A 25,956-nucleotide genomic window follows, 5' to 3' on the forward strand; every position below is an offset into this window, starting at 1 on the left:
ATCGGCGGGCAGGTTTCTCCGAGGGTAGGACTCCCGGGCCGCGACCGGGGAACGTTACGTGATCGGGTCGGCCCCGGCCGGGTCCGGGCCGGCGCCCCCGGTCACCGGCCCACGGTGATCCGCACCCGCGCGGGCAGCAGCGCCGCGAGGTCGCCGTCGAGGGCGAGGGCCGGCGTCGTGGAGCCCAGGGCCGCGTCCGGGACGCCCCGGGTCGCCATGCGCAGGGCCAGCTCCGCGGTCAGCCACGGGGTGGTGCCGTAGCCCGGGTTGCCCTCCGCCTCGAGCAGGCCCGGGAAGACCGTCCCCTCGCGGGTGGTGAACGTGCCGCGGGTGGTCCACGACCAGCCGGTGAGCACGTCGCCCTCCGGGCCGGTCCCGGCCGCGGGCAGCACCCGCGCCAGGACGTCGGCGAGCCGGGCGCGCACGGGGTGCGGCAGGCGGGTGGCGAGACCGGCGAGCGCCTGGAACGCGGCCACCGCCTCCGCCGCCGCGAACCGCCCGGCGCCCGGGGCCCCGCCCCACGGGCCGAGGGACATGGCCTCCCGGAACGCCAGCGGGTGCGCCGCGGCCCCCGGCACGGGGCTGAGCGCCTGGGTGCGGTGGACCACCGGAGGGTTGACCGCGGCCAGCGGGCTCATGGGCGCGAGCACCCGTCCGCCGGCCGTGCGGGCGCGCAGCCGCAGGGGGCTGGTCCGGCGCACCGCTTCGGGGTCGGCGGCGGTCCCGGTGCCGGGGGCGGGGTGCGGGACGCGCGCGGCGACGTCGCCCGTGCGGGCGGGGTCGGGATCGCGCAGGACCTCGACGAGGCTCTGCACGGTCCCGCCGGAGACCGACTCCGAGAACCGGCTGCCCGGCGGGGTGCGCACGCTCGTGACGAGGTCGGCGCTGCGCAGGGTCTCCCCCGTCGCGGCCGCGTGCCGGCGGGCGGCGTCGACGAGCACGTCGGGCGGCAGGGCCTCGAAGCCCGCCGTGTGCACGAGCGCCACCCCCGCGGCCCGGGCGGCGTCGTGCAGGTCCCGGTCGGTGCGCAGGACGAGCGGCAGCTCCCCCGTGAGGTCGAGGTAGTGGGTGCCCTCGGCGACGCACGCGGCGAGCACGGGCGGGGCGAGGCGGGTGTAGGGCCCGGCGAGGTTCACCAGCACGTCCGCCCGCCGCACGAGCGTCCGCAGGGAGGCCTCGTCCGTGACGTCCGTGGGCACGGTCTCGGGCACGGGGACGGCCCGTGCGGCGCACAGGGCCCGCACGCGCCCGGGGTCCCGGGCGCCGACGACGACGTCCACGCCCGCCTCGGCCGCCCTGGCCACCAGGTGGGCCAGGGCCACCCGCCCGGTGATCCCGGTGGCCCCGAGCAGGCCCACGACGGGCCGGTCGTCGCGCGCTGCGCTCGTCGGTTCGCTCATCAGCCCACTGTAGGGAACCGCCCCGGCCGGGTCGAGAGGCCGGGGCGGGAGGCGGTGCCCTGGGAGCTCCCAGCACCCCGGCCTACGGTGTGGCCAGGACCCGCACCGCTCGAGGAGAGGCCCCGCCGTGAGCACGACCCCCACCCGGACCGGCCACGACGCCGCCCGCGCGACTGCGCGGGACCGCGTCCGCCAGGTCGTCGTCACCCTCAGCGAGATCGCCTGCGTGCTCGGCACGCTGGTCGGGATCGGCCTGTTCGGCACCCGGGTCGAGGAGTCCTCGGGCGGCAGCCTCGCCGCGGACGCCACCCTGCTCGCCCCGGCCGGGCCGGCCTTCTCGATCTGGTCGGTGATCTACCTGGGCCTGGCCGCCTACACGCTCTGGCAGTGGTGGCCGCCGCGGGCCGCCGACCCTCGGGCGCGGGCCACCGGCTGGCTCGCGGCGGCGTCGATGCTGCTCAACGCCGGCTGGCTGCTGGTCACGCAGCAGGGCTGGATCTGGGCGAGCGTGGTCGTCATCGTGGCGCTGGTGCTCGTGCTGGGCCTGCTGGTGCAGCGCCTGGCGCAGGCCCCGGGCCGCGGCAGGCCGGTGGAGCGGCTGGTCGTGGACGGCACGTTCGGGCTGTACCTGGGCTGGGTGTCCGTGGCCACGGCGGCCAACGTGGCGGCCGCCCTGGTGTCCTCGGGCGCGCCCCAGCAGGGGCGGGGCGCCGAGTGGATCGGCGTCGCCGTGGTGCTGCTCCTCGCGGCCGTGGTCGCGGCGGTCCAGCGGCGGGTGGGCGCCCGCTGGGCGGTGGCCGCCGCGGCGGCGTGGGGGCTGTCCTGGATCGCCGTCGGCCGCGCCGCGGACGACCCGCGGTCAGTGCTCGTGGCCGGAGGGGCGGCCGCGGCGGCGGTGCTGGTCGTGCTCGCCACGGCGGCGCTGCGCCGGCCGGGGCACGGCCGGCGGCCGGGCTGACGGTTCCCGGGACGGGGGCTGCTCCCCGCCACGGAGACCGTTGACGGGTCGGTGCGCCCCTTGTAGTTTCGGCACATGCGCCGGGCCCCCGGCCCCGGCCGGCGGCCGCCCGCCGGGCACCGGTCCGGGCCCCACCGCCGAGCGACGGAGGACCGTGACCTCTCCCACCAGCGCATCCGACAGCCGCGACGCCACCGTCGCCATCGTGTCCGTGGACGACGACCCGGGGGTGTCGCGGGCGGTGGCGCGGGACCTGCGCCGCCGCTACGGCGAGCACTACCGGATCGTGCGCAGCAGCTCCGGCGCCGAGGCCCTCGAGGCCCTGCGGGAGCTGAAGCTGCGGGGCAGCGACGTCGCGCTGCTCATCGCGGACCACCGGATGCCGGAGATGAACGGCATCGAGTTCCTGGAGCACGCCCTCGACCTGTTCCCCACCGCCAAGCGCATGCTGCTCACCGCCTACGCCGACACCGGCGCGGCGATCGACGCCATCAACGTCATCGACCTGGACCACTACCTGCTCAAGCCGTGGGACCCGCCGGAGCAGAAGCTGTACCCGGTGGTCGACAGCCTGCTCGAGTCGTGGTGGGCGACGGAGCGGCGCACCGCGCCGGCCACGACCATCGTGGGCCACCGGTGGTCCGCGCGCTCCTTCGCGGTCCGCGACTTCCTCGCCCGCAACCAGCTGCCCTACCGGTGGGTGTCGGCCGAGGACCCCGAGGGCGGGCGCCTCCTGGCCGCGAGCGGGGTGGACGCCTCGGTGCTCCCGGTGGTCGTGACCGAGGCCGGCACCGCGCTGGTGGGCCCCAGCGACTCGGAGCTCGCCCGGCACGTCGGCCTGCGGACCGCCCCGCTGGACGACTTCTACGACCTGGTGGTGGTCGGGGGCGGGCCGGCAGGCCTGGGCGCCGCCGTCTACGGCGCCTCGGAGGGACTCCGGACCGTGCTGGTCGAGCGCAGCGCCACCGGGGGGCAGGCAGGCCAGAGCTCCCGGATCGAGAACTACCTGGGCTTCCCGGACGGGGTCTCCGGCGCGCAGCTCGCCGACCGGGCGCGGCGCCAGGTCTCCAAGTTCGGCGCCGAGGTCCTCACGACGCGCCACGTGACCGGGATCGAAGCGCGCGGCGGGGCCCGGGTCGTGGCCCTCGACGACGGCACCGAGATCGCCGGGCACACGGTCGTGCTGGCCACGGGGGTCGACTACAGGACGCTGGACGGCCCGGGCCTCACCGACCTCACCGGCAGGGGGGTCTTCTACGGCTCGACGACCACCGCGGCCTCGGACTGCCGCGACGCCGACGTCTACGTCGTGGGCGGGGCGAACTCCGCGGGGCAGGCGGCGATCCACTTCGCCCGCACGGCCCGCACCGTCCGGGTGGTCATCCGCGCGGGCTCCCTCCAGGCGTCCATGTCGCAGTACCTGATCGACCAGATCGCCGCGACCCGCAACATCGAGGTGGTCACGGACACCGAGGTGACCGCGGCCCGGGGCGAGGAGCACCTCGAGGGGATCACGCTCGCCGACCGGGTCACGGGCGCCACCGAGGAGGTCCCCACGAACTGGCTGTTCGTCTTCATCGGCGCGACGCCCCGCACGCAGCACCTGGCGGGCGTCGTGGCGCGGGACGACCGCGGATTCGTCCTCACGGGCAGCGACCTGCTCCGGGAGAACCAGCCGCCGGCCGGCTGGCACCTCGACCGCCCGCCGTACTCCCTGGAGTCGAGCACCCCCGGCATCTTCGTCGCGGGGGACGTCCGGTCCGGGTCGGTGAAGCGGGTCGCCTCCGCGGTCGGGGAGGGCGCGCTGGCGGTGACCCTCGTGCACAAGTACCTGGCGGACCGGTGAGCCCGGTGCGCTGCAGCCCCGAGGAGCTGCGCACGCTGTTCCTCTTCGAGGAGCTGGACGAGGACCAGCTGTCGTGGGTCGCGGAGGCCGCGCGCGTGGAGAGCGCCGGGCCGGGCCCCGTCTACCAGGAGGGGATGCCGGCGGCGCAGCTCTACGTCCTGCTCGACGGGGAGCTCGTGCTCACGCGGCGCGTCGGCGAGGACGAGGTGGAGCTCGTGCGGACGTCCCGGCGGGGGGTGTACGCCGGGGCGGTGCACGCCTATCTGGGGGACCGGGTCCCGCAGCGGTACGCCAACTCGATGCGGGCGAGCGCCCGCAGCTCCTTCCTGGTCCTGGACGCGGCCGACTTCGCGGCCATGGTGTCCCGGTGGTTCCCCATGGGCGTCCACCTGCTCGAGGGCCTGCTCTTCGGCCTGGAGAGCACGCGCGAGGCCGTCGGGCAGCGGGAGCGGCTGATGGCCCTGGGGACGCTGTCGGCCGGCCTCACGCACGAGCTGAACAATCCCGCCGTCTCCGCGCTGCGCTCCGCCGAGGCGCTGCGCGAGGTGACGGAGGAGCTGGAGGGGACCATGAGCAGGACGCTCTCGGCGGCCACGCCCGAGGAGATCGCCCGGCTGACGGCCCTCCGGGGCGAGGGCCACCGCCGGGCCCGCTCGGCGTCCCCCCTGCGGCCCATGGACGTGGTCGACCGGGAGGACGCCCTCGCGGACTGGCTGGACGCCCACGGCGTCGAGGGGGGCTGGGAGCTCGCGGCGGCCTTCGTCCAGGCCGACGTCGACGTGGACTGGCTCGAGAGCACGGCCGCGGCCGCCAGCGACCTCGACGGCGCGCTGCGCTGGTTCGCAGCGGCGTTCTCGGCCGCGAAGCTGCTCGAGGAGATCCAGGACTCGGCACGACGGATCTCCACCCTGGTGGACGCCGCCAAGCAGTACTCGCAGATCGACCGGGCGCCCTTCCAGGACGCCGACGTGCGGCAGCTGCTGGACAGCACCTTGGTGATGTTCCAGCACCGGATCGACCGGAGGATCGACGTCGTGCGCGACTACGCTCCGGACCTCCCGCCGGTCCCCTGCTGTCCCGCCGAGCTCAACCAGGTGTGGACGAACCTGATCGACAACGCGCTGGACGCCATGGGCGGGCAGGGGACCCTCACCGTCGGGGCGCGCCGGGAGGGCGACGCCGTCCTCGTCGAGGTGGGCGACACCGGCCCCGGGGTCCCGGAGGGGATCCGGGAGCGGATCTTCGAGCCCTTCTTCTCCACCAAGCCCGTGGGGCAGGGCACGGGCCTCGGCCTCGACATCTCGTGGCGCATCGTCGTGCAGAAGCACCGGGGCGGCCTGCGCCTGGCGGGCGGGCCCGGGGACACCCGCTTCCAGGTGCGTCTTCCCGGCCGCCCGGGCGGTGCGCGCCCCGCCGCTGCGCCGCAGCAGCGGCCCCGGCCGCCGGCCGGGGCCTGAGCGCTACTCGGACTTCGCGCGCGCCCTGACCACCGCGTCCACGGCGCGGATGAAGCCGAGGTGGCTGAACGCCTGGGGGAAGTTCCCGGCGAGCCGGCCGCTGCCGGGGTCGTACTCCTCGGCGAACAGGCCCAGGTCGCTGGCGTAGCCGGTGAGCTGCTCCAGCAGGACCCCGGCGTCGTCGGTCCGCCCGCTGCGCGCGTACTGCTCCACGAGCCAGAACGAGCAGATGAGGAACGGGTACTCGTCGCCCGGCAGCCCGTCCAGCCCGGCCTCGGTGCGGTAGCGGTACAGCAGCCCGTGCTCCCCGCGCAGCTCCTGCTCGATCCGGGCCACGGTGCCGAGCATCCTCGGGTCGTCGTAGGCGATGAACCCGGTGTGCGGCAGCTGCAGCAGGGAGGCGTCCGCCTCGGTGTTGGAGTAGGTCTGGGTGAAGGAGTTGAGCTCCTCGTCGAAGCCGTGCTCCATGATCTCGGCGCACAGCCGCTCCCGCAGCTGCCGCCACCGCTCGACGGGGCCGGAGAACCCGTGCTGCTCGACGGCGCGCACGCCCTGGTCGAAGGCCGCCCACATCATGGCCCGGCCGTGCACGAAGAACTCCGCCGGGCCGCGCATCTCCCAGATGCCGTGGCCCTTCCGGTCGTAGTGGTCCTCGCAGTAGCGCAGCAGGTTCTTCTGCAGCCCCCACGACCAGCGGTCCTCGTGCACCCCGGCGTCGCGCAGGGCCGCCAGCGCGAGCATGACCTCCCCGACGACGTCGGCCTGGAACTGTCCCACGGCGCCGTTGCCGACCCGCACGGGCCGCGAGCCCTCGTAGCCGGCCAGGTGGTCCAGCTCGTGCTCGGGCAGCTGGCGCTCCCCGGCCACCCCGTACATGATCTGGAGGTCCTCCGGGTCCCCCGCCACGGCGCGCAGCAGCCAGTTGCGCCAGTGCAGCGCGCCGTCCGTGAAGTCGTGGGCGACGAGCACCTCGATGGTCAGGGCGGCGTCCCGCAACCACGTGTACCGGTAGTCCCAGTTGCGCACGCCGCCGAACTCCTCGGGCAGGGACGTGGTCGCCGCCGCCACGATGCCCCCGGTGCCCCGGTCGGTGAGCGCCCGCAGCACCAGCAGGGAGCGGAGCACCGCCCGCTCGTGCCGCTTGTGGGTGCCCACGTGGGAGGACCAGTCCGCCCAGAACGACACCGCCCGGTCGAGCGCCCGGGCGGGATCCACCGGGACGGGCTGGGCGTGGTGGGACTCGTGCCAGGTCAGCACCCAGTCGTGGGACTCGCCCGCGGACAGGACGAAGCGCCCGCCCAGCCGGTCGGACACCGCGCCCTCGTAGTCGTCGGGGTGGCCGTCGGCGAGCTCGGCGCCGGAGCCGTCCACCGGGTGGTCCCCCTCCAGCGGCCCGACCTCGGGGGCCTCCTGCGGGTGCAGCATCGGCCCCGTCAGCAGCAGCGCGTCCGGGCCGGCGATCGACAGCAGCCCGCCGACGCCCTCGGTGCCGTCGACGTCGACCCGGCGGGTCCACGGCTTCGCGCGGCCGTAGTCGAAGCGGATCCGCAGGTCGTGCTCGACCTCGACCTCCCCGGACACGCACTCGACGCGCCGGACGAGGTCGGCGTGGTCGGGGTGGCCCTCCCCGGCCTGGCCCGGGGGCAGGAAGTCGGTGACCACCACGGTCCCCGTGGGCGTGCGCCACGTCGTCTCGAGCACGAACGTGCGCGGGAGGTAGCGGCGGGAGACGACCTCGCCGTCGACGGCCGAGAGCTTCCAGCGCCCGTCCTCGGGCGTGCCGAGCAGCGCGGCGAACACCGACGGGGAGTCGAAGCGCGGCAGGCACAGCCAGTCGATGCTGCCGTCCCGGGACACGAGCGGGCCCGTGTGCAGGTCGGACAGGAGGGCGTAGTCCTCCAGCGGGGTGGACCGGGGCCGGGCGGGCTCGTCGCTCATGCGCCCATTCAACCAGCCGGACCGCGGCCCCGGTCCCGCCCCGCCGCGGACACGACGGGCCGGAGCGTCCCGCGCCGGGGTACCGTGCACGCATGAAGAACATCAGGACGCTTGTCATTCTCGGCGCCACCGGCGACCTCACGTCCCGCCTGCTCCTGCCGGGGCTGGGCACCCTGCTGACCTCGTACCCGGAGCTGCGGATCGACGTCGTCGGCTCCTCGCGGGAGCCCGCCGACGGCTGGGAGCGGGTCGTGGGGGGCTCCTTCGACTCGGTCGGCGCCTCCGGCCCCGCCGTCGCGCACACGCGCGGGGCGGCGCGCTACGTGCAGTGCGACGTCACCGACCCGGAGGAGGTCCGGTCCCTGCTCGACGGCGTCGAGGGTCCGGCCTGCCTGTACTTCGCCCTGCCCCCCGCCGTCACGGCGAGCGCGTGCGAGGCCATGGCCGGTCTCGAGCTGCCGGACGACCTGGTGCTGGCCCTCGAGAAGCCCATCGGCTCCGACACGGCGACCGCGCGGGAGCTCAACCGGCTGGTGGCGCGCCTCGTGCCGGAGGACCGGACGTTCCGGGTGGACCACTTCCTGGGCATGCCGGCGGTGCTGAACTTCGTGGGCCTGCGCTTCGCGAACCGGCTGCTGGAGCCGCTGATGAACCGGGAGCACGTGCAGTCCGTCGAGATCGTCTTCGACGAGACCCTGGGACTGGAGGGCCGCGCGGAGTTCTACGACTCGACGGGCGCGCTGCGCGACATGATCCAGTCCCACCTGCTGCAGGTCATGGCGCTCGTGATGATGGAGCCGCCGTCCTCCTTCGATCCGGTGGAGATCCCCACCCTGACGAGCCACGTGCTGCGCGCCGCGAAGCTGTGGGAGGGCGACCCTGCGCGGGCCGCGGTCCGCGGGCGGTACACGGCCGGGGCCGTGGACGGCCGGCGGATGCCCGACTACGCGGCCGAGCAGGGCGTGGACCCCGAGCGCGGGACGGAGACGTTCGCGCAGGTCACGCTCGAGGTGGACACGTGGCGCTGGAACGGTGTGCCGGTCACCCTGCGCTCGGGCAAGGCCGTCGGAAACCCGCGCCAGGAGATCGCGATCACCTTCCGGCGCCCGCCGCACGACTACGAGCAGTTCCCGCGCTCCGGCGAGGTCGCCCCGGCGGTGCTGCGCATGGGCCTCGAGGAGGAGCAGCTGACGCTCGAGCTCAACGTCGGCGGACCCTTCGACTCCCGCGGGATGACGCGCGTGACGCTGTCCTCCGGCATGGCCGAGCCGGGCCTGACCGCCTACGGCAGCGTGCTGCGGGGCGTCCTCGAGGGCGACCCCACCTTCAGCGTCCGCGGGGACGCGGCCGAGCAGGGCTGGCGGATCGTCGAGGAGGTCCTGGCGGCCTTCGAGGACGGCAGCGTGCCCCTGCTCGAGTACCCCGCGGGCAGCGCCGGCCCGGTCTGAGCGGCCCGGGCGGGGCGGGCCGCCCCGGGGCCGCCCCGCCCGGCCGCCGTCGTCAGGACTACAGGTCGCCGATGGCGGAGCCGAGCAGGCGGACCGGTTCGAAGGCCTCGGCGTTGACGTTCTTGGCCTGCGCCCCCCGGAACGCGGCCATGCCCCGCACCCGGCCCGGGGTCATGTACGGCCTGCCGGCCGGGTCGCGGTGCGAGAGCACGGCCTCGACCTTCACGTCCACGTAGCCGTCGATGTCCACGAACACGCTCGGGTCGAAGTCGCGGGTCACCGACGGGGACTCGAAGCACAGGATCGAGTGGTGGGCCCGGGCGGCGCGCAGGGTGGCCCGGTGCACCGCGTAGTGGTCCTGGTCCTGGTCGTGGGCCGAGTGGGTGAAGATCACGTCCGGGCCGAACTCGTTGACCGCGGCCTCGATGGCCCGCACCATGCCGTCGCTGACGGTCTCCAGCCGGGTGTCCGGGAAGTCGTGCACCCGCAGCCCCGACAGTCCCAGGAAGGCGGCCCCGTGGCGGGCCGCCGCCGGGCGCACCCCCTGGTCCCCGCCGGCCTCGCCGGCGCTCATCACCAGCCCGCGGACCTCGTGGCCGGCGTCGACGAGCTTGGCCAGCGTCCCCCCGCAGGCCAGCTCGAGGTCGTCGGGGTGGGCCCCCACGGCCAGGACCTTGCGCCGCTGCACCACCATGGTGGCCGGGATGCGCCGCTCGGCGATGACGAGCCCGAAGGCTCCCGTCGCGAGCAGGGTCGTGACGGCGATGGCGTCCGAGACCATCGCGTGGGTCGCCGCCACGGCGCACCACAGGTTGAGCACCAGCAGCACCGAGTAGACGGCGACGACGGCCCGGCGCAGCGCCCTCGCGCCGATGACGGACCGCTTGTGCCGCGTGGTGGCGGCCTTCGACAGGACGTACGCGAGAACGGCGACGCTCAGCAGAGCGCCGACGACGGATGGCAGCATGTTTCCCCCAGAGATCATCGGCCGGTCGGCGGCTCCCCGCCCCCGGGTCGTCGACGCCGCCGGCCCCCCGGCCGGTTCGACGCCGACCCGGCGGCGGTGGTGCGTGCCACCGCGCCGGGTATCGATCAGTTTGCATGAAGAAATACGTTTTTGCATCGGTCGGCGGCCGTTCGGGTGGCCCCAAAAGCGCCCACAGCGCCCCGGCGGATCAGCGGTCAGGGCGTCGCGGCAGGCCCGCTCGCGGGGGCCGTCCCGCGTGCCCGCCGGTCCAGGCCGTAGCCGAGGGCCGCCAGGCCGAGCATCCCCGCGCCGGCGAAGCGCTCGTCGATCCACACGCCCCGCACGCGGGGGACCAGGCCGGGGAACTCCCCCTGCAGCCCCTGCGTGCCCGGGAAGGCGAACGCGGCGCCCATGGACGCCCAGAAGGCGGCCGGCAGCAGGGCGCCCAGCGCGGCGTCCCGGCCGGGGTCGGAGCCGCGGCGGCCCAGCGCCCACAGGCCCCCGGCGCCGAGCAGCGCGCCCAGGGCGATGGTCTGGGCGTCGTGGAAGCGGGCGTGCGGCGGCCAGGCCGGGTTGAACAGATGGGTGCGGTTCCAGTCGGCCGCGAAGCCCCCGGCAGCCGTGGCGCCGGCGACGAGGCGGAGGATCGTCCGTCCTGCTGACATGGGCCCAGCGTATGCCCCCCGTCGTCCGGCACCCCGGACGAGCCCTTCCCGGGCACGGCCCTCGCCAATATCGTCAGCCTGCTTTTCTATTTGTCCGGATCATGTTTGACTGGGTGGACACGGTTCGATGAACTCACCCTTGCCGGTGACCACGACAGGAAAGAGGTATTTCCATGATCAGCACGATCCAGAACCTTGGCATCCGCAGCGAGCACGCCTACACGGCCGGCTTCGCCTCCATCGGCCTGTCCGTCCTCTCCTGGGCCGTCAGCCTCGGCAAGAGCAAGTCCAAGCCGCAGGCGGACCGCTGGGGCCTCTTCGTGGGCGAGTGGACCCCGACCTTCTTCGCCATCGGCATCGCCCTGAAGCTCGAGGAGAACTCCTCCAAGAAGTAGTCCCCCGGGCACGTCCCCGGGCACGACGGAGGCCCCCACCCGGCCGGGTGGGGGCCTCCGTCGTGCCCGGAGCGGCCGGCGGGGAGCTCAGGCCCGCTCGAGCCGGCGCATCCGTGCGGCAGCCGCGGCGGGAACGGCGATCCCGGCCGCGGCCAGCGCCGCCACGAGGGCCGCCCCGGGCTGCGCCTCCGGCTCCGCGGCGGTCTGGATGTTCATGCCCGCGTTCACGGCCACCGGCGCCGCCGGGGCCGGTGCCGGCACGACGGGAGCGGCCGGGACGGGCGCGGGCGCCACGGGGGCCGCCTGCTCCGGGGCCGCAGGCACGGGGACCGTCTCTCCCGGCACGGCCGGGGCCGCGACGGGGATCGTGCCCACCGGGGCGACGACGGGGCTCCCGCCGTCGACGCCCGCGCAGGCGGTGAGGAACTGCTTGAACAGGCCCAGGAGCTCGTCCGCGGTGGCCTCGTCCAGGTCCACGCCCGTCAGGAGCTCCTCGAACTGGGCGCCGGCGGCCAGCAGCGCCTGCTCGGCGGCGGCGAGCTCGGGGGTGTCCATGGCCGCGCTCATGGCCTCCTCCAGCTGCAGGACCGCGGCCTCGGCGGCGGCGACCGCCTCCGGGTCACCGGACGCCTCGGCGTCGTCCAGGGCGAGCAGGGCGGTGTCCAGCTCCACCGCCAGGTCGCCGGTGACCGACTCCACGAGGGCGTAGTAGTCGGCCTCGGCGGCCGTCACGGCCGCGGCCGCCTCCTCCAGCGCCGTCACCGACACGGCGGTGATCCCGGCCGCGGCCAGGGCGGCGTTGAACTGGCCCGAGGCCTGCAGGCAGGAGGCGTCCTCCGGTGCGGCGACGGCGGCCGGGGCGCCCAGGAGGAGCCCTCCCAGCAGCACCGTGGCCGTGGACCCGGCGGCGGCCCATCTCTTGGCAGCAGTCATCTCGTGCGTCTCCTCGTTCCCTCAGGGGCCCCAGGGCTGTCCCGGGGCCGCCAGCACGCGGGGTGACGTCCTGGACGCCACGGGCCCGCGCCGGAGCGCGGGCGGTGCCGGGGAACGGTCCTCCTGCTGGTCGTCCGGCACCGGAGGACCGGCACCGGGTGCCGGGGCCCGGGTGCGGGCCGGAGGACTGCTGTAGGGCCAAAATAGGGGACGGACGACCGCATGCACGGAAGCGAACCCGTGAGCGGTGTGTCGCGCCCGGGCCCCGGCGGTCGGCCCGGGCGGCCTAGGACCCGAGGCGGGGCAGGTCCTTCACGGCGGGCCCCTCCAGCAGGGAGCCGTCGGCCGCGAAGCGGGAGCCGTGCAGGGGGCAGTCCCACGAGCGCTCGGCGTCGTTCCAGCTGAGCACGCCGCCCAGGTGGGTGCACACGCCGGAGAGCCTGCAGGTGGTCCCGTCGACGGTGGAGACGGCCACGGGCCGGCCGTGCTCGCGCCCGACGACGCCCTCCCCCTCTCCGGGCGAGTGCTCGGGCAGCTCGCTCAGCTCCGCCCGGATCCAGTCCTTGGGGGCGTGGAAGCCCACGCTCCCGTTGAACTTCAGCGCGGTGAGGACGTCGGCCGGCGAGGTCGTGCGCCGCCCGAGCACCTGCGCCCACGGGACGCTGCCGCCGAGGATCTCGGCGCTGAGGGCGAGCGCGGCGGCGACGGCGTTGCTCATCCCCCACTTGTTGTAGCCGGTGGCGAGGTAGATGCCGCCGCCCCCGCGCGGCAGGGTCCCGATGAAGGGGACGGCGCCGACGGACTGGTAGTCCTGGGCGGACCACACGTGGGTGCGCTCGGCTCCCGGGAAGTGGCGCTGCGTCCACTGCTCGAGGTCGTCCACGGCCGCCCGGGGCGACGGGGAGCGGCCCACCACGTGGTCGTTGCCGCCCACGAGCAGCAGCTCCTCCTCGCCGACGGGCACGGTGCGCAGGGTGCGGGTGGGAGTGTCGGCGGTGATGTACATCCCCGCCGGGATGGAGGCCGGCGCGCCGGGGACGCGGTAGGTCATGGCGTAGGACCGGCTCGGGGAGACCTTGGCGAAGTACCCGCCGCGGTCCAGGACCGGGATGCCGGTGGCCAGCACGAGGCGGTCGGCGCGGACCGGGCCCTCGGTGGTCCGCACCGTGAGCGGCGAGCGGATCCCGGCGCCGGTGATCCGCACGCCCTCGGCCAGGGTGCCGCCGCGCTCGCGCAGCTCGGCGGCGAGGGCGCCGAGCACCTCCATCGGGTGGAACTGGGCCTGGTCCGGCAGCGTGATCGCCCCGGAGACCTCGTAGGGCAGCTCCGTGTCACGGGTCCAGTTCACGTGCAGCCCGGCGGCCCGGGCCGCCTCCAGCTCCTTCCGGAGGGAGGCCGCCCCCTTGGACGTGGTCGCGTAGGTCCAGGCGTCGCGGCGCTGGTACGGGACGCCGCGCTCGTCGAGGTAGCGCCGCAGCCAGGCGGCGCCCTCCCGGTTGCCCTCCACGTAGGCGCGGAGCACCTCCTCCGAGTGGTGGCGGCGGATCTGGGAGAGCGTGGTGCCCTGCAGCAGCGACAGCTTCGCGGTGGTGTTGCCCGTGGTCACGGCCCCGACGGTGCGTGCCTCCAGGACCGCGACCCGCTGCCCGGCGCGGGCCAGCAGGACCGCCGTGGTGAGCCCGGTCAGCCCCGCGCCCGCCACCACGGTGTCGTAGTGCGCCCCGGGCACGAACTCGTCCGCTGCGGCGGCGGGGACCTGGTGTGTGTCGAGCCATACGGATCTCATGGGCCCATCCTGGCGGCCCCGAGGCGCCCGGTCCACTGCCGGACCGGGGAAGTCCGCCGGGAGCACGGCCGGGCGCCCCGGGGGAACCGGGTGTCGGAGGGCGCCCGTAGGGTGGTCCCATGCCCTCGGACCCGTCGATGGTCGACATCACCCGCATCTACTACGAGCCAGCGGCGGCCGAGCTGCCCCGGGGGCGCGAGGTCCTCGAGCGGTGGCCGGACGCGACGCTCGTGGAGGTGCCGAGCCACTGGCAGATCCCGGAGCTGCACGGCAACGAGGCCAACGCGCGGCGGTGGGTGCGGATCAAGCGCGAGGCGCTGGTGCTGGGGGTCAAGAAGTCCCTCGCGGCCCGGCCCAACGGCCGCTCCGCGGACTTCATCGCGCCGTCGACCGCCAACGGCTGCGCCATGGCCTGCGCCTACTGCTACGTGCCGCGCCGGAAGGGCTACAGCAACCCCGTGACGGTCTTCGCCAACATCGAGCAGATCACCGGCTACCTGGACCGGCACATCCGCCGGCAGGGGGCCAAGCCGGAGCCCAACCAGTGCGACGAGCACGCGTGGGTGTACGACCTCGGGGAGAACAGCGACTGCTCCGTGGACGCGCTGCTCAGCGAGAACGTGCACGACCTCGTGGACCTGTTCCGCCGCCACCCCACGGCCAAGGCCTCCTTCGCCACCAAGTACGTGAACCGGCAGCTGCTGGACTGGGACCCCCAGGGCCGCACCCGGGTGCGCTTCTCGCTGATGCCCGCGCACCTGGCCAAGCTGACGGACATCCGCACGACCCCCGTGCCCGAGCGGATCGCGGCGATCGACGACTTCGTGGCGGCCGGCTACGAGGTGCACGTGAACTTCTCGCCGGTGATCGTCACGGACACCTGGCTCCAGGACTGGGCGGAGCTGTTCGACCAGCTCGACGCCGGCCTCGGCCCCGCGGCGAAGGAGCAGCTCGCGGCGGAGGTCATCTTCCTGACGCACAACGCGCAGCTGCACGAGGTGAACACCCAGTGGCACCCCAGGGCGGAGGAGGTGCTGTGGCGCCCCGACCTGCAGGAGACCAAGCGCTCCCAGAACGGCGCCCTGAACGTGCGCTACCGCTTCCGCGACAAGCAGCGCTACCTGGAGCAGTTCCTCGAGCTGGTGGGGCGCAAGCTGCCGTACTGCGACGTGCGCTACGCGTTCTGAGCCGGCGCGGACGTCAGGCGACCCGCGGGTTGCCGTCCCCGGGGTCGCCCGAGACCGTGGTCAGGAGGAACACCGAGTGCTCGATCGCCTCGACGGAGTGCCGGGAGCCCGTGAGGGAGAGCAGCGCGCCCGGGACGAGCTCCTCGGCGAGCTGGCCGCGCTTGAGCACGCGGACCCGGCCGTGGAGCAGCTGCAGGGTCGCCGCGGGCGGGGCGTCCTGCTCGGAGAGCTCCGTGCCGGCGCGCAGGCCCATCACCGTCTGGCGCAGCACGCCGTCGTGGACCACCTGGTCGGCGCACCGCCCGTTGCCGGCCGTGCGGGCCTTCTCGAGAACGACTGCGGCGCGGTCGTGGAGCTGGGGCATCGCTCCTCCTTCTGCTGCGGGGTCAGCGGTCGGTGATCCGGAGGGGAACGGTCAGAGCAGGGCTCCCTCGAGGCGCAGCAGGTACTCCTTGCGCGCCATGCCGCCCGCGTACCCGGTGAGCCGGCCGTTGGCGCCGACGATCCGGTGGCACGGGACGAGCAGGCTCACGGGGTTGCGGCCGTTGGCGGCCCCGACCGCCTGCGCGGCCTTCGGCGCACCGATCTCACGGGCGACCTGCCCGTAGGTGCCGGTCGTCCCGTAGGGGATCCCGGCCAGCGCGTTCCACACCCGCACCTGGAAGGGCGTGCCGTGCAGGACCACGGCGGCGTCGAACTCCCGGAGCCGTCCCGCGAAGTACTCCTCGAGCTGCTCGCGCACGTGCGGGAGGACGGCGTCGTCCCGCACGCCGAAGGAGCCGGGCACCGGTCCCTGCCGCGCGCCCTCGACGGAGAGGGCCGCGAGCGCGCCGTCCTCCTCGACGAGCGCGAGCGGGCCGATGGGCGAGTCCACCATGGCGTAGCGGCGGTCGGCGGGCGTGGTCGGGGATGCAGGGCGCAGTGTCAGTCCCATGGTGCGAGTCTACGCCCGGCCCAGCTCTTCCCTGGGGCGGCGGGCCAGGGAGTAGGAGGGCTCGCGCAGCCGGTGGGTCCAGCCGTAGTTCTCGGCGCCGACGGGGACGTTGAGCAGGGGGTCGAAGCGCTCGGTGTGGTCGACCGGGGCCCCGGCCCGCAGCTCCGCCGTGCCGAAGCGGCGCCACGGCCCGAGAGGGGTGGCCCAGTAGAGGCCGAGGACCCACGGCTCGGCGGCGACCGCCTCCCGGAAGCGGTCGGGACGGGCGGGCAGCGGCTCCGCGCGCGGCTCGGAGCGGGCGGCGACGAGCACCGGCCCGTGCGTGCCGCGGTAGGGCATGAAGGAGGCGAAGGCGCCGTCGGGCACGTACCGGTGGAGCGTCGGGACGAAGCGGGAGAGCCGACCGCTGCCGGCGGTGGCCAGGAGGACGTCGGCGCGGCCGTCGTGGCCCTCGGCGTCGCCCCCCGCGCCCTCCCCTGCGGGGACGGGCACGCGCAGGGCCAGGCCCAGGATGTCGGGCCAGCCGTGCGGGAGGCCGGCGGAGCGCGAGAAGCGGGCGCGCACCGGCTCCTGGCCGGGCTCGTCGATCCATCGGATACCGCTGTCCCCGCCGCCGGTCCGGGTGAGCGTTCCGTCGAGGCCCGTCCCCTCCGGGTGGATGGGCCGGTGGGGCCGGAACCGCTTGAGCACGACGAACGGGGCGCGGGCCGCGGAGCCGAGCAGGGCGCTGACAGGTGCGGTCGTCATGGGCCCACGCTACCCGCCGCACCGGCCCGGCGCGCCGGTGCCGGTCGCCACGGAGCAGTGCGTGCGCTCCGTGACGACCGGTCCTGCGGCTCAGCTGCGGGCGGTCTCGGGGGTCGCCTCGTAGACGGGGTAGTCCGTGTAGCCCTCGGCGCCCTGGGAGTAGAAGGTCCGGGGGTTCGGCTGGTTCTCCGGCAGGCCCTCCGCCCAGCGGCGGACCAGGTCCGGGTTCGCGATCGCGGGGCGCCCGACGACGACGCCGTCGGCCACGTCCTCCTCGAGCAGCCGCACGCCCTCCTCGCGGCTGGTGGGGGTGCCGAAGCCGCTGTTGGCGAGGAACACGCCGCCGAACGCCCGGCGCAGCCCCTGCACGAGCTCGCCCTCCGGCTCCCGGTGCAGGACGGAGAGGTAGGCCAGGCCCAGGTCCTTGATGCCGTCCACCAGGGCGGTGTAGGTGGCCACGACGTCCTCGTGGTCCAGCTCCCAGGCGTCCTGGATGTTGTGCTCCGGGGAGATGCGCAGGCCCACCTTGTCCGCGCCGATCGCCTCGGCGACCGCCCGGACGACCTCGACGACGAGGCGGGCGCGGTTCTCCGGGGTGCCGCCGTACTCGTCGGTGCGCTGGTTGGCGCCCGGGGCGAGGAACTCGTGCAGCAGGTAGCCGTTGGCGCCGTGGAGCTCCACGCCGTCCAGGCCGGCCTCGACCGCGTTGCGGGAGGCCTGCACGAAGGTCGCGACCACCCCGGGCAGCTCCTCGGCGGTCAGGGCGCGCGGGACGGGCAGGCCGGCCTTGCCGCGGTAGGTGTGGATCTCGCCCTCGACCGCGACCGCGCTCGGCGCGACGGGCTGGGCACCGCCGTTGAGGTCTGGGTGGGAGACCCGCCCGGCGTGCATGACCTGCATGAAGATCCGGCCGTCGGCGGCGTGCACGGCGTCGGCCACGCGGCGCCAGCCCTCGACCTGCTCGGGGGTCTGGATGCCGGGCTGGAACGCGAAGCCCTGGCCCACCACGTCCGGGTACGTGCCCTCGGTGACGATCAGGCCCATCGAGGCGCGCTGGGCGTAGTGCTCGACGTTGAGGTCGCCGGGGACGCCGTCCCGGCCGGAGCGCATGCGGGTGAGCGGGGCCATCACGAGGCGGTTCGGCAGCTTCAGGGAGCCGACGGTGAGCGGGGTGGTGAGGGTGGACTCGGGCACGGGGCCGTCCTTTCGTCGGGAAACAGTGGTCTGCTTCTCCCAACGACGAACAGCGCCCTGTTATTTGCCTCCTCCACTGTTCGATCCGTCACATCGCTCTGCGCCGTAGCCCCGCGGCGTGCGGCCGAGGACCGCGCGGAACTCGCGGGTGAGGTGGGACTGGTCGGCGAAGCCCAGGTCCGCGGCGAGCGCGCCGAGGTCCGCGGCCGGCTCCGCCCGCACCCGCTCGGCCGCCTCCTGCAGGCGGCGCCGCCGGAGCAGCCGCTGCGGCGGCATCCCCACGAACCGGGCCGCGAGCCGCTGGAGCGTCCGCTCGGACACGTGCAGCTCGTGCGCGAGCTCGGCCGGGCTGCGCGTGCCCGGACCGGTCTCGACGAGCTCGACCATCCGGTTCGCCACCGTCCCCTCCTGGAGGACCTCGTCCGGCACCGCCGCGGCCCGGGCCCGGACGTGCTCCAGGAGCCGCCCGGCGGCCGCGGCGCGGCGGGCCCCGGGGTCCGGGCCGGCCATGGCCTCCACCACGCAGCGGTGCAGGTCCGGGGCCTCCAGCGGCGCGGAGCGGTCGAACAGCTCCGCCGGGCGGTCGGTGAGCAGCAGGACCCCGGCCGGGCGCAGCAGCGCACCCACCGCCCAGCCGGTCCCGGTCAGCACCCGGGTGGAGGCCCGCGTGGTGGGCCCGTGCACGGCCACGCCGTCGGGCTCGACCACCACGTTGCTCGCGGGGTAGCCGAGCACCAGCTGCTCGACCCGCTCCCCCGCCGGCAGGTCCCACTCCGGGATCCACAGCTGCCGGACCAGGTGGGCGACGTCGTCGGGTGCGGGAAGGCGCGTCACGGTGGCCCGCGGTCCCGGCGTGAGGTGGCCCCGCGTGGTGGGCGGCTCGGTCATGGCACGAGCGTAGCCAGCGCCGCGGCCGCGACCCTGGCGGAAATCTTCAAGCGTCCCGGCCGCCCCGGCCCCTAGCCTCGGAGTCAGTGTGAGGGTGAGTGGTGCCGCAAGTGCTGCGGTGGTTGGATCCTTTGCACCTGGTGCCTGGCTCATAGCCTCGATGCCGCTCCGTTGGGGCTGGCTGGCCATGGTTGTGCCGGCATCAGGTGTGAAGGACCGGTCGGCGTGGCTTGATAGGAGCGTGGCATCGCCCCCACTGAGAAGTGCCCGCCGACCGGCCCAACCGGTCACCTCACTGGGAAGGGAGGCACTCACCATGGTGATTGCCATCGGCGCGGACGTCCACAAGCATTCCCATACGTTCGTGGCCGTGGACGCGGCCGGCAAGCAGATCGGCCAGCTCACGGTCGCGGCCACGCACGCCGGTCACGAGAAGGCTTATCGGTGGGCGCGCACGGCGTTCATCGATCAAAGCCGGGTCTGGGGCATCGAGGACTGCCGGCACCTGTCGGGGATGCTCGAGCGGGACCTGCTGGCTCACGGTGAGCCGGTGGTGCGGGTGCCCACCAAGCTCATGGCCCGGCACCGGGCCTCGGCCCGGACCCGGGGCAAGTCGGATCCGATCGACGCGCTGGCGGTGGCCCGGGCCGTGGCGCGGGAGGAGGACCTGCCGAGGGCGGTCACCGACGAGCCCGCCCGGGAAGTGGCGCTGCTGGTGGCCCGCCGCGATGACCTCGTGGCCGAGCGCACCCGGGCGATCAACCGCCTGCGCTGGCACCTGCACGAGTTGGATCCCGAGCTCGATCCGGCCCCGCGGTCCCTGGACCGCGCCCGGGTGCGGACACAGATCCGGGGGTTCCTGGCCGGGCAGGTAGGCATCGTCGCGGAGATCGCCGGGCAGGTCCTGGCCGATGTGGAGCGGCTGTGTGAGGCCATCACCGGGCTGAGCGCACGGATCCGGGCCCTGGTACGGCTACGGGCACCGCAGTTGCTGGAGCTGCCCGGGTGCGGGGAGGTCAGCGCGGCGACGATCTACGCCGAGGTCGCCGGGGTGGGCCGGTTCCGTACCGAGGCGTGCTTCGCGATGGCCGCCGGGGTGGCCCCGATCCCGGTGTGGTCGGGCAAGACCGCCGGACGAGTACGACTGAATCGGGGTGGGAACCGACAGCTCAACTGCGCCCTGCACCGAATCGCGATCACCCAGATCCGCTTGCCAGGACCTGGCAAGGACTACTACGAACGGCTCAAAGCCAGTGGAAAGACCACCATGGAGGCTCTGCGCTGTATGAAACGCAAGATCGCCCGCGTGGTGTACTACCTCCTGATCCGCGATCAGGCGCAGAAGCCCCTGACCAACCAGCACATCGAATCCCCATCCTGCCTACCAACAGCTGCTTGACATAGGAGCAACCATGAGCGCAGCACAGAGCACCCCGGGCGCCACCGGCGCGCACACCACGGACGGGACGCCGCACGGCTTCACGTCCCTGACCCCCTTCCTCGCCGTCGTGGACGCCGCCGGCGCCCTCGACTTCTACGGCCGCGTCCTCGGCGCCACGCTCGTGGACCGGACCGAGATGCCCGGGCCCGACGGGACGCCCGTCGTGGTCCACGCGACCCTCGACCTCGGCCGGGGCCGGCTCCAGGTGGGGGAGGCGAATCCCGCCTTCCACCTCGTGCCCCCGCCCGCGGGCGAGGACGACTGCTACTCCCTGGGCCTGTACGTCCCGGACGTCGACGCCGTCGTGGCCCGCGCGGTCGAGGCCGGCGCCACGGTCCGCGAGCCGGCCACCGACTTCGCCTCGGGCGACCGGTACGCGAGCATCCGGGACCCCTTCGGGGTGCGGTGGTCGATCATGACGCGCGTCGAGGACCTCTCCGACGAGGAGAGCGCCGCGCGCGTCGCGCAGTGGGCGGCGTCGCTGAGCGGGCAGTGACCGCGGGGCCCGGCGCGGCCGCGGGCCCGTGCCTACCCCTGGGCGGGGGCGTGGAGCTCCAGGGCGATGTTGTCCGGGTCGCGGAACTCCAGGATGTGGCCGGCCCCGATGTCCTTGATCGCCCCGTGGGCGACCTGCAGCTCGTCGAGCACGGCGACCGCCTCCTCGAGGTCGGCCCGGGACGCCACGGTGAAGCTCAGGTGGTCGAGGCCGACCCGGTCCTCGTCGTGCCGGTCCGGGTCGGAGGCGGCCGGGCGCAGCCCCAGCAGGCCTCCGTCGAAGCGGTAGATGACGCCGCCGAACAGGAAGGACAGCTGGTCCTTCGTCGCCTGGTCGGCGTCCTCGGGCGGGGCCTCGAAGGCCGTCTCGAAGCCGAACACGGCGTCGTAGAAGGCGCGGGAGCGGTCGATGTCCGTGACGGTGAGGCGGACGTGGGCGTAGTCGGTGACGTGGATGGGCACAGTGCGCTCCCGTGTCGTGGGGGTCGGGCTTCGGGGTGTGGCGGACCTCGTACTCTACGGGGCTGCGCCTCCCCCGGCGAGGGGCGGAGGCGTTCGCCCCTCCCCGGAAGGGGACCGTCCGGACGACGCGGGGGACGGTGCGCCGGCCGGTGGTCCGTCGCCTCCCGAGGAGTCCCGGAGTGCTCCCTCGCAGGGTCCAGGAGACCACGGAGGTCCTGAGGACCGGCTGAGGAGTGCCGGGAAGGACCTGGGCCCACCGTGCGCCGCGCGCATCCCCGACGACCTCGGCGCCTTGGCGCTGCAGCCGCCGGGGACGCAGGAGGGCGGCGAGCGCCGCGTCCCGCTGCGGGAGGGCGTCGTCCCGTCCGCGGAGTCCCGCTCAGGCGCGGCGCTGGAGGCCCCGTACCCCGTCCTCGAGGACGAACGACGCCTTGGTGTAGACGGGCGCACCGGGGGTGGTGACCCGGTCCAGGACCCGGAAGTCCGCCGTCATCGCGTCCTTCGTGATGGTCGTGCGGACGTAGCCGCGCTGGTCGTTGAAGAACTTCAGGTGAGGGTTCCACGCCATGGCCCCGTCAGCCACCGAGCCCGAGCCGTCGCCGGTCGAGGTGATGGACGTGCAGACCAGCTCGGAGCCCACCACCGGGGCGTCCGGGTCCTGGAAGTCGGTCTTGATGTCGTTGGCCCAGTTCCGGTGCACGTCGCCGGTGAGCACCACCGGGTTGCGGACCCCGGCGTCCTGCCAGCCCCGCACGATCCGGTCGCGGGACGCGGCGTAGCCGTCCCAGCCGTCCATCGAGACGTCGTCGACGTCCGGGGCCTGGGCCCGGTCGCGCTCGGCGAAGAACACCTGCTGGCCGAGCAGGTCCCACCGGGCGATGGAGGAGCGGAAGCCGTCGATCAGCCACTTCTCCTGGGCGTCGCCCGTGATGGAGCGCGACGCGTCCCAGCGCTCCTCGACGTTCTTGTCCCAGCCGTCGCCGGCCAGCTGGTCGTCGCGGTACTGGCGGGTGTCCATCATGTGGAAGTTCGCCAGCTGCCCCCACTGGACGCGGCGGTAGATCTGCATGTCGATGCCCGCGGGCATCGCAGGGCGACGCAGCGGCATGTTCTCCCAGTACGCCTGGAACGCTGCGGAGCGGCGTGCCCGGAAGCGCTCCGTGGTGTCGTTCCACTGGGCGGCGTCCCGGTTCTCGGGGATCTCGTCGGCCCAGTTGTTGTCCACCTCGTGGTCGTCCCAGACGACCAGCCACGGCGCGACGGCGTGGGCGGCCTGCAGGTCCTCGTCGGTCTTGTACTGGGCATGACGGAGGCGGTAGGTCGCCAGGTCGACGGTCTCGGGGCCGTCGTGGTCGCGGACGTTGCCGTCCCCGGACACGTAGGTCCTGGCCCTGTACTCGTACTGGTAGTCGCCCAGGTGCAGGACGAGGTCGGGCCGGTCCTCGGCCAGACGCCGATAGGCGGTGAAGAAGCCGTGCTCGTACTGGGAGCAGCTGGCGAAGGCCATGGTCAGGGCGGCCGGGGTCTCGCTCCACGCCGGGGTGGTGAGCGCGCGGCCCACCGGGGAGACGTGCATCCCGGTGCGGAAGCGGTACCAGTACTCGCGGCCCGGCCTCAGACCGTGCAGCTCGACGTGGACGGAGTGAGCGGAGTCGGGGCGGGCGTGCTCGACGCCGCGCTTGACGACCTTCCGCATGCCCTCGTCCTCGGCGACCTCCCACGCGACCTGGACGGGGCGGTTCGGCATGCCGCCGAGGCCGTCCTCGGCCAGCGGCTCGAGGGCGAGGCGGGTCCAGAGCACGAAGCCGTCGGGCCAGGGGTCGCCGGAGGCCACGCCCAGGGTGAAGGGGTTGGCGGTGAGGGCGGCGCCCTGGGTTTTGGTGGGAGCGGCGACGGACAGGCCGGGCACGGCGGCGACGAGGCCGGCACCGAGGCCGGCACCGAGACCGGCGGTCAGGAGGGTTCTGCGCGAGGGGGTCATGCACCCGACGCTAGGGAACGGCGTTGAACCGTCCCGCGCCGCGGCGTGAAAGATGCATGAACATCCAGTGGAGGCCGACCGCCGCACCGTGCGCCTTCGCAGACGGACAAGGAGCGCGACGTACTCCTGGGGCACGCAGTCTCCGGCGCAGGGCGCGGATCAGCAGCCCGCGCCCTGCGGGTTCTCCAGGCAGTCGTCGGCGTAGTTGCGTACCGTGGAGCGCCAGACGCTGAGCGGCACCGGCGCGCTCGTGACGTCGTTCAGGCCCGCCACGGGCAGCCACGGCCCGCCGGCGACGGAGTACTCGCCGTAGAAATACGTGGTCAGGGTGACGGCGTAGTCGCCGGTCTGCGTGTAGACGTGGCTGGTGTCGGTAGGCACGTCCCACGCGCCCGGTTCGAGCGGGGCGCCGCTGAGCTCGGTGGGGCCGAGGGTGGTGCCGTCGCCGTAGTCCCAGAGGTACTGGACGGGCACGGCCCGCACCTGCACCGGGAAGCCGCCCAGCTCGGTGGTGAACCGCTGCGGCTGAGCGGTGGCGAAGACGTTGGTGTGCATGCCACGGAGCGTGTCCGGGGAGGGCTCGACGGCGCTCGCGGCCGGCGCGACGTCGAGGGTCTCGAAGTCCTGCAGGGTGAAGGTCGGCAGCTCGATGACCTCCTCACCGCCCTCCGCCTCGGCGACCGAGACGCACATGGGCTCGCCCCAGGCCGTGCGGTCGTCCCCCTCCCCCACGACCACGTCCATGTAGACGCCCTCGCCACCCCCGGCGAGGGTGCACTGCTGCTCCGCCAGGCAGTCGTCGAGTCCGTTACCCTCCTCGGCGGCGCAGGGGTTCTGGAGGCCGAAGTTCTGGCTCTTCGCTCGAGCCATGGAGTCAGGATCGAAGAACTGGGGCAGCTCCTGGTCCATCAGGTGATTGCGGAGGGCCTTCTGGAAAGCGGGGTCCTTGTCGGGGTCGTAGGAGACAGGAGCGGCATGCGACTGTCCTTTTGTCGGCATCGCAAGGTCATTTGATGTTGCGTCGGAACCGTACTTTGCCTCAAGTAGAACTTGGTCCTCCACCGCCCGGGCGGAAGATTCACTAAAATCAGGCAAACCTCGTTGACCGGCCCTGGACCCCCCGAAGCCTCGTTTTTGAGCTGAATTACTCGGAGTTTCTTCGGGCATGGAAACCGCATATACAGGTGAAGCGCCAAAAAAAGCACCTATGAGGCCACAAACCGCCAGATACCTTCTAGCCTTGTGCATTATTGGATCCTGGAAGGTTCGCCGCAGAGATATAGAGCCACTCTCCCCCTACATAATCCATATAAATCAAATGCGGATCGTCAGCCCCTTCGTCCGGAGGCACATTTAGGGTAACCTCGCCGCCCTCCACTAATTTTGCACCTTCTGTTGATCCTAAAACCACAGGCTTATACACGCTATCTGCAGCTGGAGTGATATGGCGTTCCTGAATGGTTACCGCCTCCCTCCCTCCGACAGCCCATGATCCTGAGTCGTAAATCTCTTCGAGAAGATTTAATTGATCCATGCAGACCTCACAATTTGGACTGATAATCTCTCGGGCATACGAGGTATCTCCGGTCTGGTACGCGTACCACATTGCGTCCGACCAATAGTCCAGGAACGCCTGCGCTCCCTCCTTCGACTCCTGCTTCGCCAGCTCGGGCATGACCGGCTTCGGCACGTTCTGCGCGGGCCCGTCGAGCGACGCCGGCACGTAGTCGGCGGGAGTGGCACCGGGACTGGGCGTGACCGCAGCCGAGGCAGGGGGCGGAGTGCTGGCGGAGGCCGCGCTGGAAGGTGACGCCGGGGCGCCGTCGTCGCTGTCGCCGCACCCCGTGAGGAGCAGCGCCACCAGGAGGGCGCTGCCGACGGAGGCGCTGATCGCGCAGGACCGGTCCATGGATTCCCCCGAACTCCCTCGCCGGTGCCGGACGCACCGGCGGAATGACCCCGATAGTAGGTCCGGCCGTATGTGCGTGAGCAACCCCTGTGGACGACGAAGAAACCCCGGATGCATGGGGCCTAGTCAGGCGGCGGACGGTCACGGAAACGTTAACGTCAAAGTGACCAGAACAGTGTTACAGTCATTGCAACCTGAAGGCCCCTCAACCCCCGGGAGGTGACTGTGCACGCTCCGCACGTGGCTCTGGCCGTGTCGACCGTCATCTTCGCCGCCCGCGGCACGGGGCCCGACGGCCGCAGGGAGCTCTGGCTGCCCCTGGTCCGCCGGATCCGCGACCCGTTCCGCGGCCTGTGGGCCCTGCCCGGCGGGCCGTTGCGCCCGGACGAGGACCTCGAGGCCTCCGCCGCCCGCTCCCTGCACCTCACCACCGGCCTGCAGCCGGGCTACCTCGAGCAGCTCTACGCCTTCGGGGGGCTGACCCGCTCCGCGAACGCCGACGAGCGCGTGGTCTCGGTCGTCTACTGGGCCTCGATCCGCGCCGACCAGGCCTCGGAGCTCCACGCCGACCTCAACGTCACGTGGATGCGCGCCGCCGAGCTGCCGCCCCTGGCCTTCGACCACAACGACATCGTCGACTACGCGCTCTACCGGCTGCGCAACAAGATCGGCTACAGCCGCGTGGCGCACTCCTTCCTCGGCGAGACCTTCACCCTCGCCGAGTTGCGGGAGGTCCACGAGGCGATCCTCGGCCACGCCCTGGACCCCGCGAACTTCCGCCGCCAGGCGCTCGCCTCCGGGGCCGTCCTCGACACCGGCACCCGCCTGGAGGGCACCCCGCACCGCCCGCCCCGGCTCTACCGCTACAACACCGACCTCGACCTCGCCGACCGCGCCCCGCTCGGCAGCACCACCAGGAGCTGAC

24 protein-coding genes are annotated in these 25,956 nt (G+C 73.7%); 9 read left to right on the forward strand and 15 right to left on the reverse strand.

What is annotated here, in order from left to right; translation table 11 throughout:
* Nucleotides 1–101: 101 nt before the first annotated feature.
* On the reverse strand, nt 102–1,400 hold the full coding sequence (locus ACYSMR_RS08720) for a saccharopine dehydrogenase NADP-binding domain-containing protein (protein WP_461747958.1): 1,299 nt from the start codon (nt 1,398–1,400) through the stop codon (nt 102–104).
* A gap of 127 nt (nt 1,401–1,527) precedes the next feature.
* Between ACYSMR_RS08720 and ACYSMR_RS08725 the strand changes: the two genes are divergently transcribed.
* The 3 genes from ACYSMR_RS08725 (at nt 1,528) to ACYSMR_RS08735 (ending at nt 5,661) form a co-directional block, all read left to right on the forward strand.
* A complete protein-coding gene (locus ACYSMR_RS08725) occupies nt 1,528–2,358 on the forward strand; it encodes a tryptophan-rich sensory protein (protein WP_461747959.1) in 831 nt (276 codons plus the stop codon).
* Between the two features lie 154 nt (nt 2,359–2,512).
* Complete coding sequence (locus tag ACYSMR_RS08730) at nt 2,513–4,204, forward strand: NAD(P)/FAD-dependent oxidoreductase (protein ID WP_251333755.1); 1,692 nt, start codon at nt 2,513–2,515, stop codon at nt 4,202–4,204.
* Complete coding sequence (locus ACYSMR_RS08735; protein WP_461747960.1) at nt 4,201–5,661, forward strand: ATP-binding protein; 1,461 nt, start codon at nt 4,201–4,203, stop codon at nt 5,659–5,661. The genes ACYSMR_RS08730 and ACYSMR_RS08735 overlap by 4 nt, the downstream gene beginning before the upstream one ends.
* A gap of 3 nt (nt 5,662–5,664) precedes the next feature.
* Here the strand turns inward: ACYSMR_RS08735 and ACYSMR_RS08740 are convergent, their stop codons facing one another.
* Nucleotides 5,665–7,599, reverse strand: coding sequence for a glycoside hydrolase family 15 protein (locus ACYSMR_RS08740; RefSeq protein ID WP_461747961.1), 1,935 nt, complete (start codon nt 7,597–7,599; stop codon nt 5,665–5,667).
* 92 nt (nt 7,600–7,691) lie between these two features.
* On the opposite strand from ACYSMR_RS08740, the gene ACYSMR_RS08745 reads away from it, so the two are divergent.
* Nucleotides 7,692–9,047, forward strand: coding sequence for a glucose-6-phosphate dehydrogenase (locus ACYSMR_RS08745; RefSeq protein WP_461747962.1), 1,356 nt, complete (start codon nt 7,692–7,694; stop codon nt 9,045–9,047).
* A gap of 58 nt (nt 9,048–9,105) precedes the next feature.
* On the opposite strand, the gene ACYSMR_RS08750 is transcribed toward ACYSMR_RS08745, so the two are convergent.
* Together ACYSMR_RS08750 and ACYSMR_RS08755 are read right to left on the reverse strand one after the other, a co-directional pair.
* Nucleotides 9,106–10,014: a PIG-L deacetylase family protein gene (locus ACYSMR_RS08750; RefSeq protein ID WP_461747963.1), complete on the reverse strand. Its 909-nt coding sequence runs from the start codon at nt 10,012–10,014 to the stop codon at nt 9,106–9,108.
* A 215-nt stretch (nt 10,015–10,229) separates the two neighbouring features.
* Entirely contained in the window at nt 10,230–10,679 is a 450-nt protein-coding gene (locus ACYSMR_RS08755; protein WP_251333760.1) for a DUF6640 family protein, read from the reverse strand.
* Nucleotides 10,680–10,852: 173 nt separating this feature from the next.
* Here ACYSMR_RS08755 and ACYSMR_RS08760 point away from each other — a divergent pair, with 173 nt between their 5' ends.
* The gene (locus ACYSMR_RS08760; RefSeq protein WP_251333761.1) at nt 10,853–11,074 is read left to right on the forward strand and encodes a hypothetical protein; all 222 of its coding nucleotides are present in this window, start codon (nt 10,853–10,855) and stop codon (nt 11,072–11,074) included.
* A gap of 87 nt (nt 11,075–11,161) precedes the next feature.
* Here ACYSMR_RS08760 and ACYSMR_RS08765 read toward each other — a convergent pair whose 3' ends face one another.
* On the reverse strand, nt 11,162–12,007 hold the full coding sequence (locus ACYSMR_RS08765; RefSeq protein ID WP_461747964.1) for a hypothetical protein: 846 nt from the start codon (nt 12,005–12,007) through the stop codon (nt 11,162–11,164).
* A 286-nt stretch (nt 12,008–12,293) separates the two neighbouring features.
* Nucleotides 12,294–13,793, reverse strand: a complete 1,500-nt coding sequence (locus ACYSMR_RS08770; RefSeq protein ID WP_461747965.1) for an FAD-dependent oxidoreductase — start codon at nt 13,791–13,793, stop codon at nt 12,294–12,296.
* A 119-nt stretch (nt 13,794–13,912) separates the two neighbouring features.
* Here ACYSMR_RS08770 and ACYSMR_RS08775 point away from each other — a divergent pair, with 119 nt between their 5' ends.
* Nucleotides 13,913–14,980: a spore photoproduct lyase family protein gene (locus tag ACYSMR_RS08775; protein ID WP_251333764.1), complete on the forward strand. Its 1,068-nt coding sequence runs from the start codon at nt 13,913–13,915 to the stop codon at nt 14,978–14,980.
* A 13-nt stretch (nt 14,981–14,993) separates the two neighbouring features.
* On the opposite strand, the gene ACYSMR_RS08780 is transcribed toward ACYSMR_RS08775, so the two are convergent.
* From ACYSMR_RS08780 to ACYSMR_RS08800, 5 genes are all read right to left on the reverse strand, one after another.
* Nucleotides 14,994–15,344 (reverse strand): cupin domain-containing protein, encoded by a 351-nt coding sequence (locus ACYSMR_RS08780; RefSeq protein WP_251333765.1) that lies wholly within the window; start codon nt 15,342–15,344, stop codon nt 14,994–14,996.
* Nucleotides 15,345–15,395: 51 nt separating this feature from the next.
* Nucleotides 15,396–15,914 carry a methylated-DNA--[protein]-cysteine S-methyltransferase gene (locus tag ACYSMR_RS08785; RefSeq protein ID WP_461747966.1) on the reverse strand — a complete coding sequence of 173 codons (519 nt, stop codon included), beginning with the start codon at nt 15,912–15,914 and terminating at the stop codon, nt 15,396–15,398.
* Between the two features lie 9 nt (nt 15,915–15,923).
* Entirely contained in the window at nt 15,924–16,661 is a 738-nt protein-coding gene (locus tag ACYSMR_RS08790) for a hypothetical protein (RefSeq protein ID WP_309125300.1), read from the reverse strand.
* Between the two features lie 90 nt (nt 16,662–16,751).
* Nucleotides 16,752–17,855 carry an alkene reductase gene (locus tag ACYSMR_RS08795; RefSeq protein WP_309125301.1) on the reverse strand — a complete coding sequence of 368 codons (1,104 nt, stop codon included), beginning with the start codon at nt 17,853–17,855 and terminating at the stop codon, nt 16,752–16,754.
* Nucleotides 17,856–17,915: 60 nt separating this feature from the next.
* Nucleotides 17,916–18,743 carry a helix-turn-helix domain-containing protein gene (locus ACYSMR_RS08800; protein WP_461747967.1) on the reverse strand — a complete coding sequence of 276 codons (828 nt, stop codon included), beginning with the start codon at nt 18,741–18,743 and terminating at the stop codon, nt 17,916–17,918.
* Nucleotides 18,744–19,059: 316 nt separating this feature from the next.
* On the opposite strand from ACYSMR_RS08800, the gene ACYSMR_RS08805 reads away from it, so the two are divergent.
* Both ACYSMR_RS08805 and ACYSMR_RS08810 read left to right on the forward strand, forming a co-directional pair.
* Nucleotides 19,060–20,142 carry an IS110 family RNA-guided transposase gene (locus ACYSMR_RS08805; protein ID WP_461746071.1) on the forward strand — a complete coding sequence of 361 codons (1,083 nt, stop codon included), beginning with the start codon at nt 19,060–19,062 and terminating at the stop codon, nt 20,140–20,142.
* A gap of 13 nt (nt 20,143–20,155) precedes the next feature.
* Nucleotides 20,156–20,680 carry a VOC family protein gene (locus ACYSMR_RS08810; protein ID WP_461747968.1) on the forward strand — a complete coding sequence of 175 codons (525 nt, stop codon included), beginning with the start codon at nt 20,156–20,158 and terminating at the stop codon, nt 20,678–20,680.
* Nucleotides 20,681–20,712: 32 nt separating this feature from the next.
* Here the strand turns inward: ACYSMR_RS08810 and ACYSMR_RS08815 are convergent, their stop codons facing one another.
* The 4 genes from ACYSMR_RS08815 to ACYSMR_RS08830 form a co-directional block, all read right to left on the reverse strand.
* Nucleotides 20,713–21,141: a VOC family protein gene (locus tag ACYSMR_RS08815; RefSeq protein ID WP_461747969.1), complete on the reverse strand. Its 429-nt coding sequence runs from the start codon at nt 21,139–21,141 to the stop codon at nt 20,713–20,715.
* A gap of 379 nt (nt 21,142–21,520) precedes the next feature.
* Nucleotides 21,521–23,122 (reverse strand): alkaline phosphatase D family protein, encoded by a 1,602-nt coding sequence (locus ACYSMR_RS08820; RefSeq protein WP_461747970.1) that lies wholly within the window; start codon nt 23,120–23,122, stop codon nt 21,521–21,523.
* 159 nt (nt 23,123–23,281) lie between these two features.
* Nucleotides 23,282–24,121, reverse strand: a complete 840-nt coding sequence (locus ACYSMR_RS08825; protein ID WP_461747971.1) for a PKD domain-containing protein — start codon at nt 24,119–24,121, stop codon at nt 23,282–23,284.
* Between the two features lie 235 nt (nt 24,122–24,356).
* Entirely contained in the window at nt 24,357–25,031 is a 675-nt protein-coding gene (locus tag ACYSMR_RS08830; RefSeq protein ID WP_461747972.1) for a DUF6318 family protein, read from the reverse strand.
* 225 nt (nt 25,032–25,256) lie between these two features.
* Here ACYSMR_RS08830 and ACYSMR_RS08835 point away from each other — a divergent pair, with 225 nt between their 5' ends.
* Entirely contained in the window at nt 25,257–25,955 is a 699-nt protein-coding gene (locus ACYSMR_RS08835) for an NUDIX hydrolase (RefSeq protein WP_461748016.1), read from the forward strand.
* Nucleotide 25,956 lies beyond the last annotated feature (1 nt).

The organism is Kocuria sp. U4B, assembly GCF_054875615.1.

Coding starts and splice junctions, on each gene's coding strand:
- ACYSMR_RS08740 (WP_461747961.1), bottom strand. CDS start 7,599: ATGAGCGACGAGCCCGCCCGGCCCCGGTCCACCCCGCTGGAGGACTAC.
- ACYSMR_RS08720 (WP_461747958.1), bottom strand. CDS start 1,400: ATGAGCGAACCGACGAGCGCAGCGCGCGACGACCGGCCCGTCGTGGGC.
- ACYSMR_RS08775 (WP_251333764.1), top strand. CDS start 13,913: ATGCCCTCGGACCCGTCGATGGTCGACATCACCCGCATCTACTACGAG.
- ACYSMR_RS08810 (WP_461747968.1), top strand. CDS start 20,156: ATGAGCGCAGCACAGAGCACCCCGGGCGCCACCGGCGCGCACACCACG.
- ACYSMR_RS08750 (WP_461747963.1), bottom strand. CDS start 10,014: ATGCTGCCATCCGTCGTCGGCGCTCTGCTGAGCGTCGCCGTTCTCGCG.
- ACYSMR_RS08745 (WP_461747962.1), top strand. CDS start 7,692: ATGAAGAACATCAGGACGCTTGTCATTCTCGGCGCCACCGGCGACCTC.
- ACYSMR_RS08825 (WP_461747971.1), bottom strand. CDS start 24,121: ATGCCGACAAAAGGACAGTCGCATGCCGCTCCTGTCTCCTACGACCCC.
- ACYSMR_RS08760 (WP_251333761.1), top strand. CDS start 10,853: ATGATCAGCACGATCCAGAACCTTGGCATCCGCAGCGAGCACGCCTAC.
- ACYSMR_RS08785 (WP_461747966.1), bottom strand. CDS start 15,914: ATGGGACTGACACTGCGCCCTGCATCCCCGACCACGCCCGCCGACCGC.
- ACYSMR_RS08830 (WP_461747972.1), bottom strand. CDS start 25,031: ATGGACCGGTCCTGCGCGATCAGCGCCTCCGTCGGCAGCGCCCTCCTG.
- ACYSMR_RS08770 (WP_461747965.1), bottom strand. CDS start 13,793: ATGAGATCCGTATGGCTCGACACACACCAGGTCCCCGCCGCCGCAGCG.
- ACYSMR_RS08755 (WP_251333760.1), bottom strand. CDS start 10,679: ATGTCAGCAGGACGGACGATCCTCCGCCTCGTCGCCGGCGCCACGGCT.
- ACYSMR_RS08805 (WP_461746071.1), top strand. CDS start 19,060: ATGGTGATTGCCATCGGCGCGGACGTCCACAAGCATTCCCATACGTTC.
- ACYSMR_RS08765 (WP_461747964.1), bottom strand. CDS start 12,007: ATGACTGCTGCCAAGAGATGGGCCGCCGCCGGGTCCACGGCCACGGTG.
- ACYSMR_RS08780 (WP_251333765.1), bottom strand. CDS start 15,344: ATGCCCCAGCTCCACGACCGCGCCGCAGTCGTTCTCGAGAAGGCCCGC.
- ACYSMR_RS08800 (WP_461747967.1), bottom strand. CDS start 18,743: ATGACCGAGCCGCCCACCACGCGGGGCCACCTCACGCCGGGACCGCGG.
- ACYSMR_RS08790 (WP_309125300.1), bottom strand. CDS start 16,661: ATGACGACCGCACCTGTCAGCGCCCTGCTCGGCTCCGCGGCCCGCGCC.
- ACYSMR_RS08820 (WP_461747970.1), bottom strand. CDS start 23,122: ATGACCCCCTCGCGCAGAACCCTCCTGACCGCCGGTCTCGGTGCCGGC.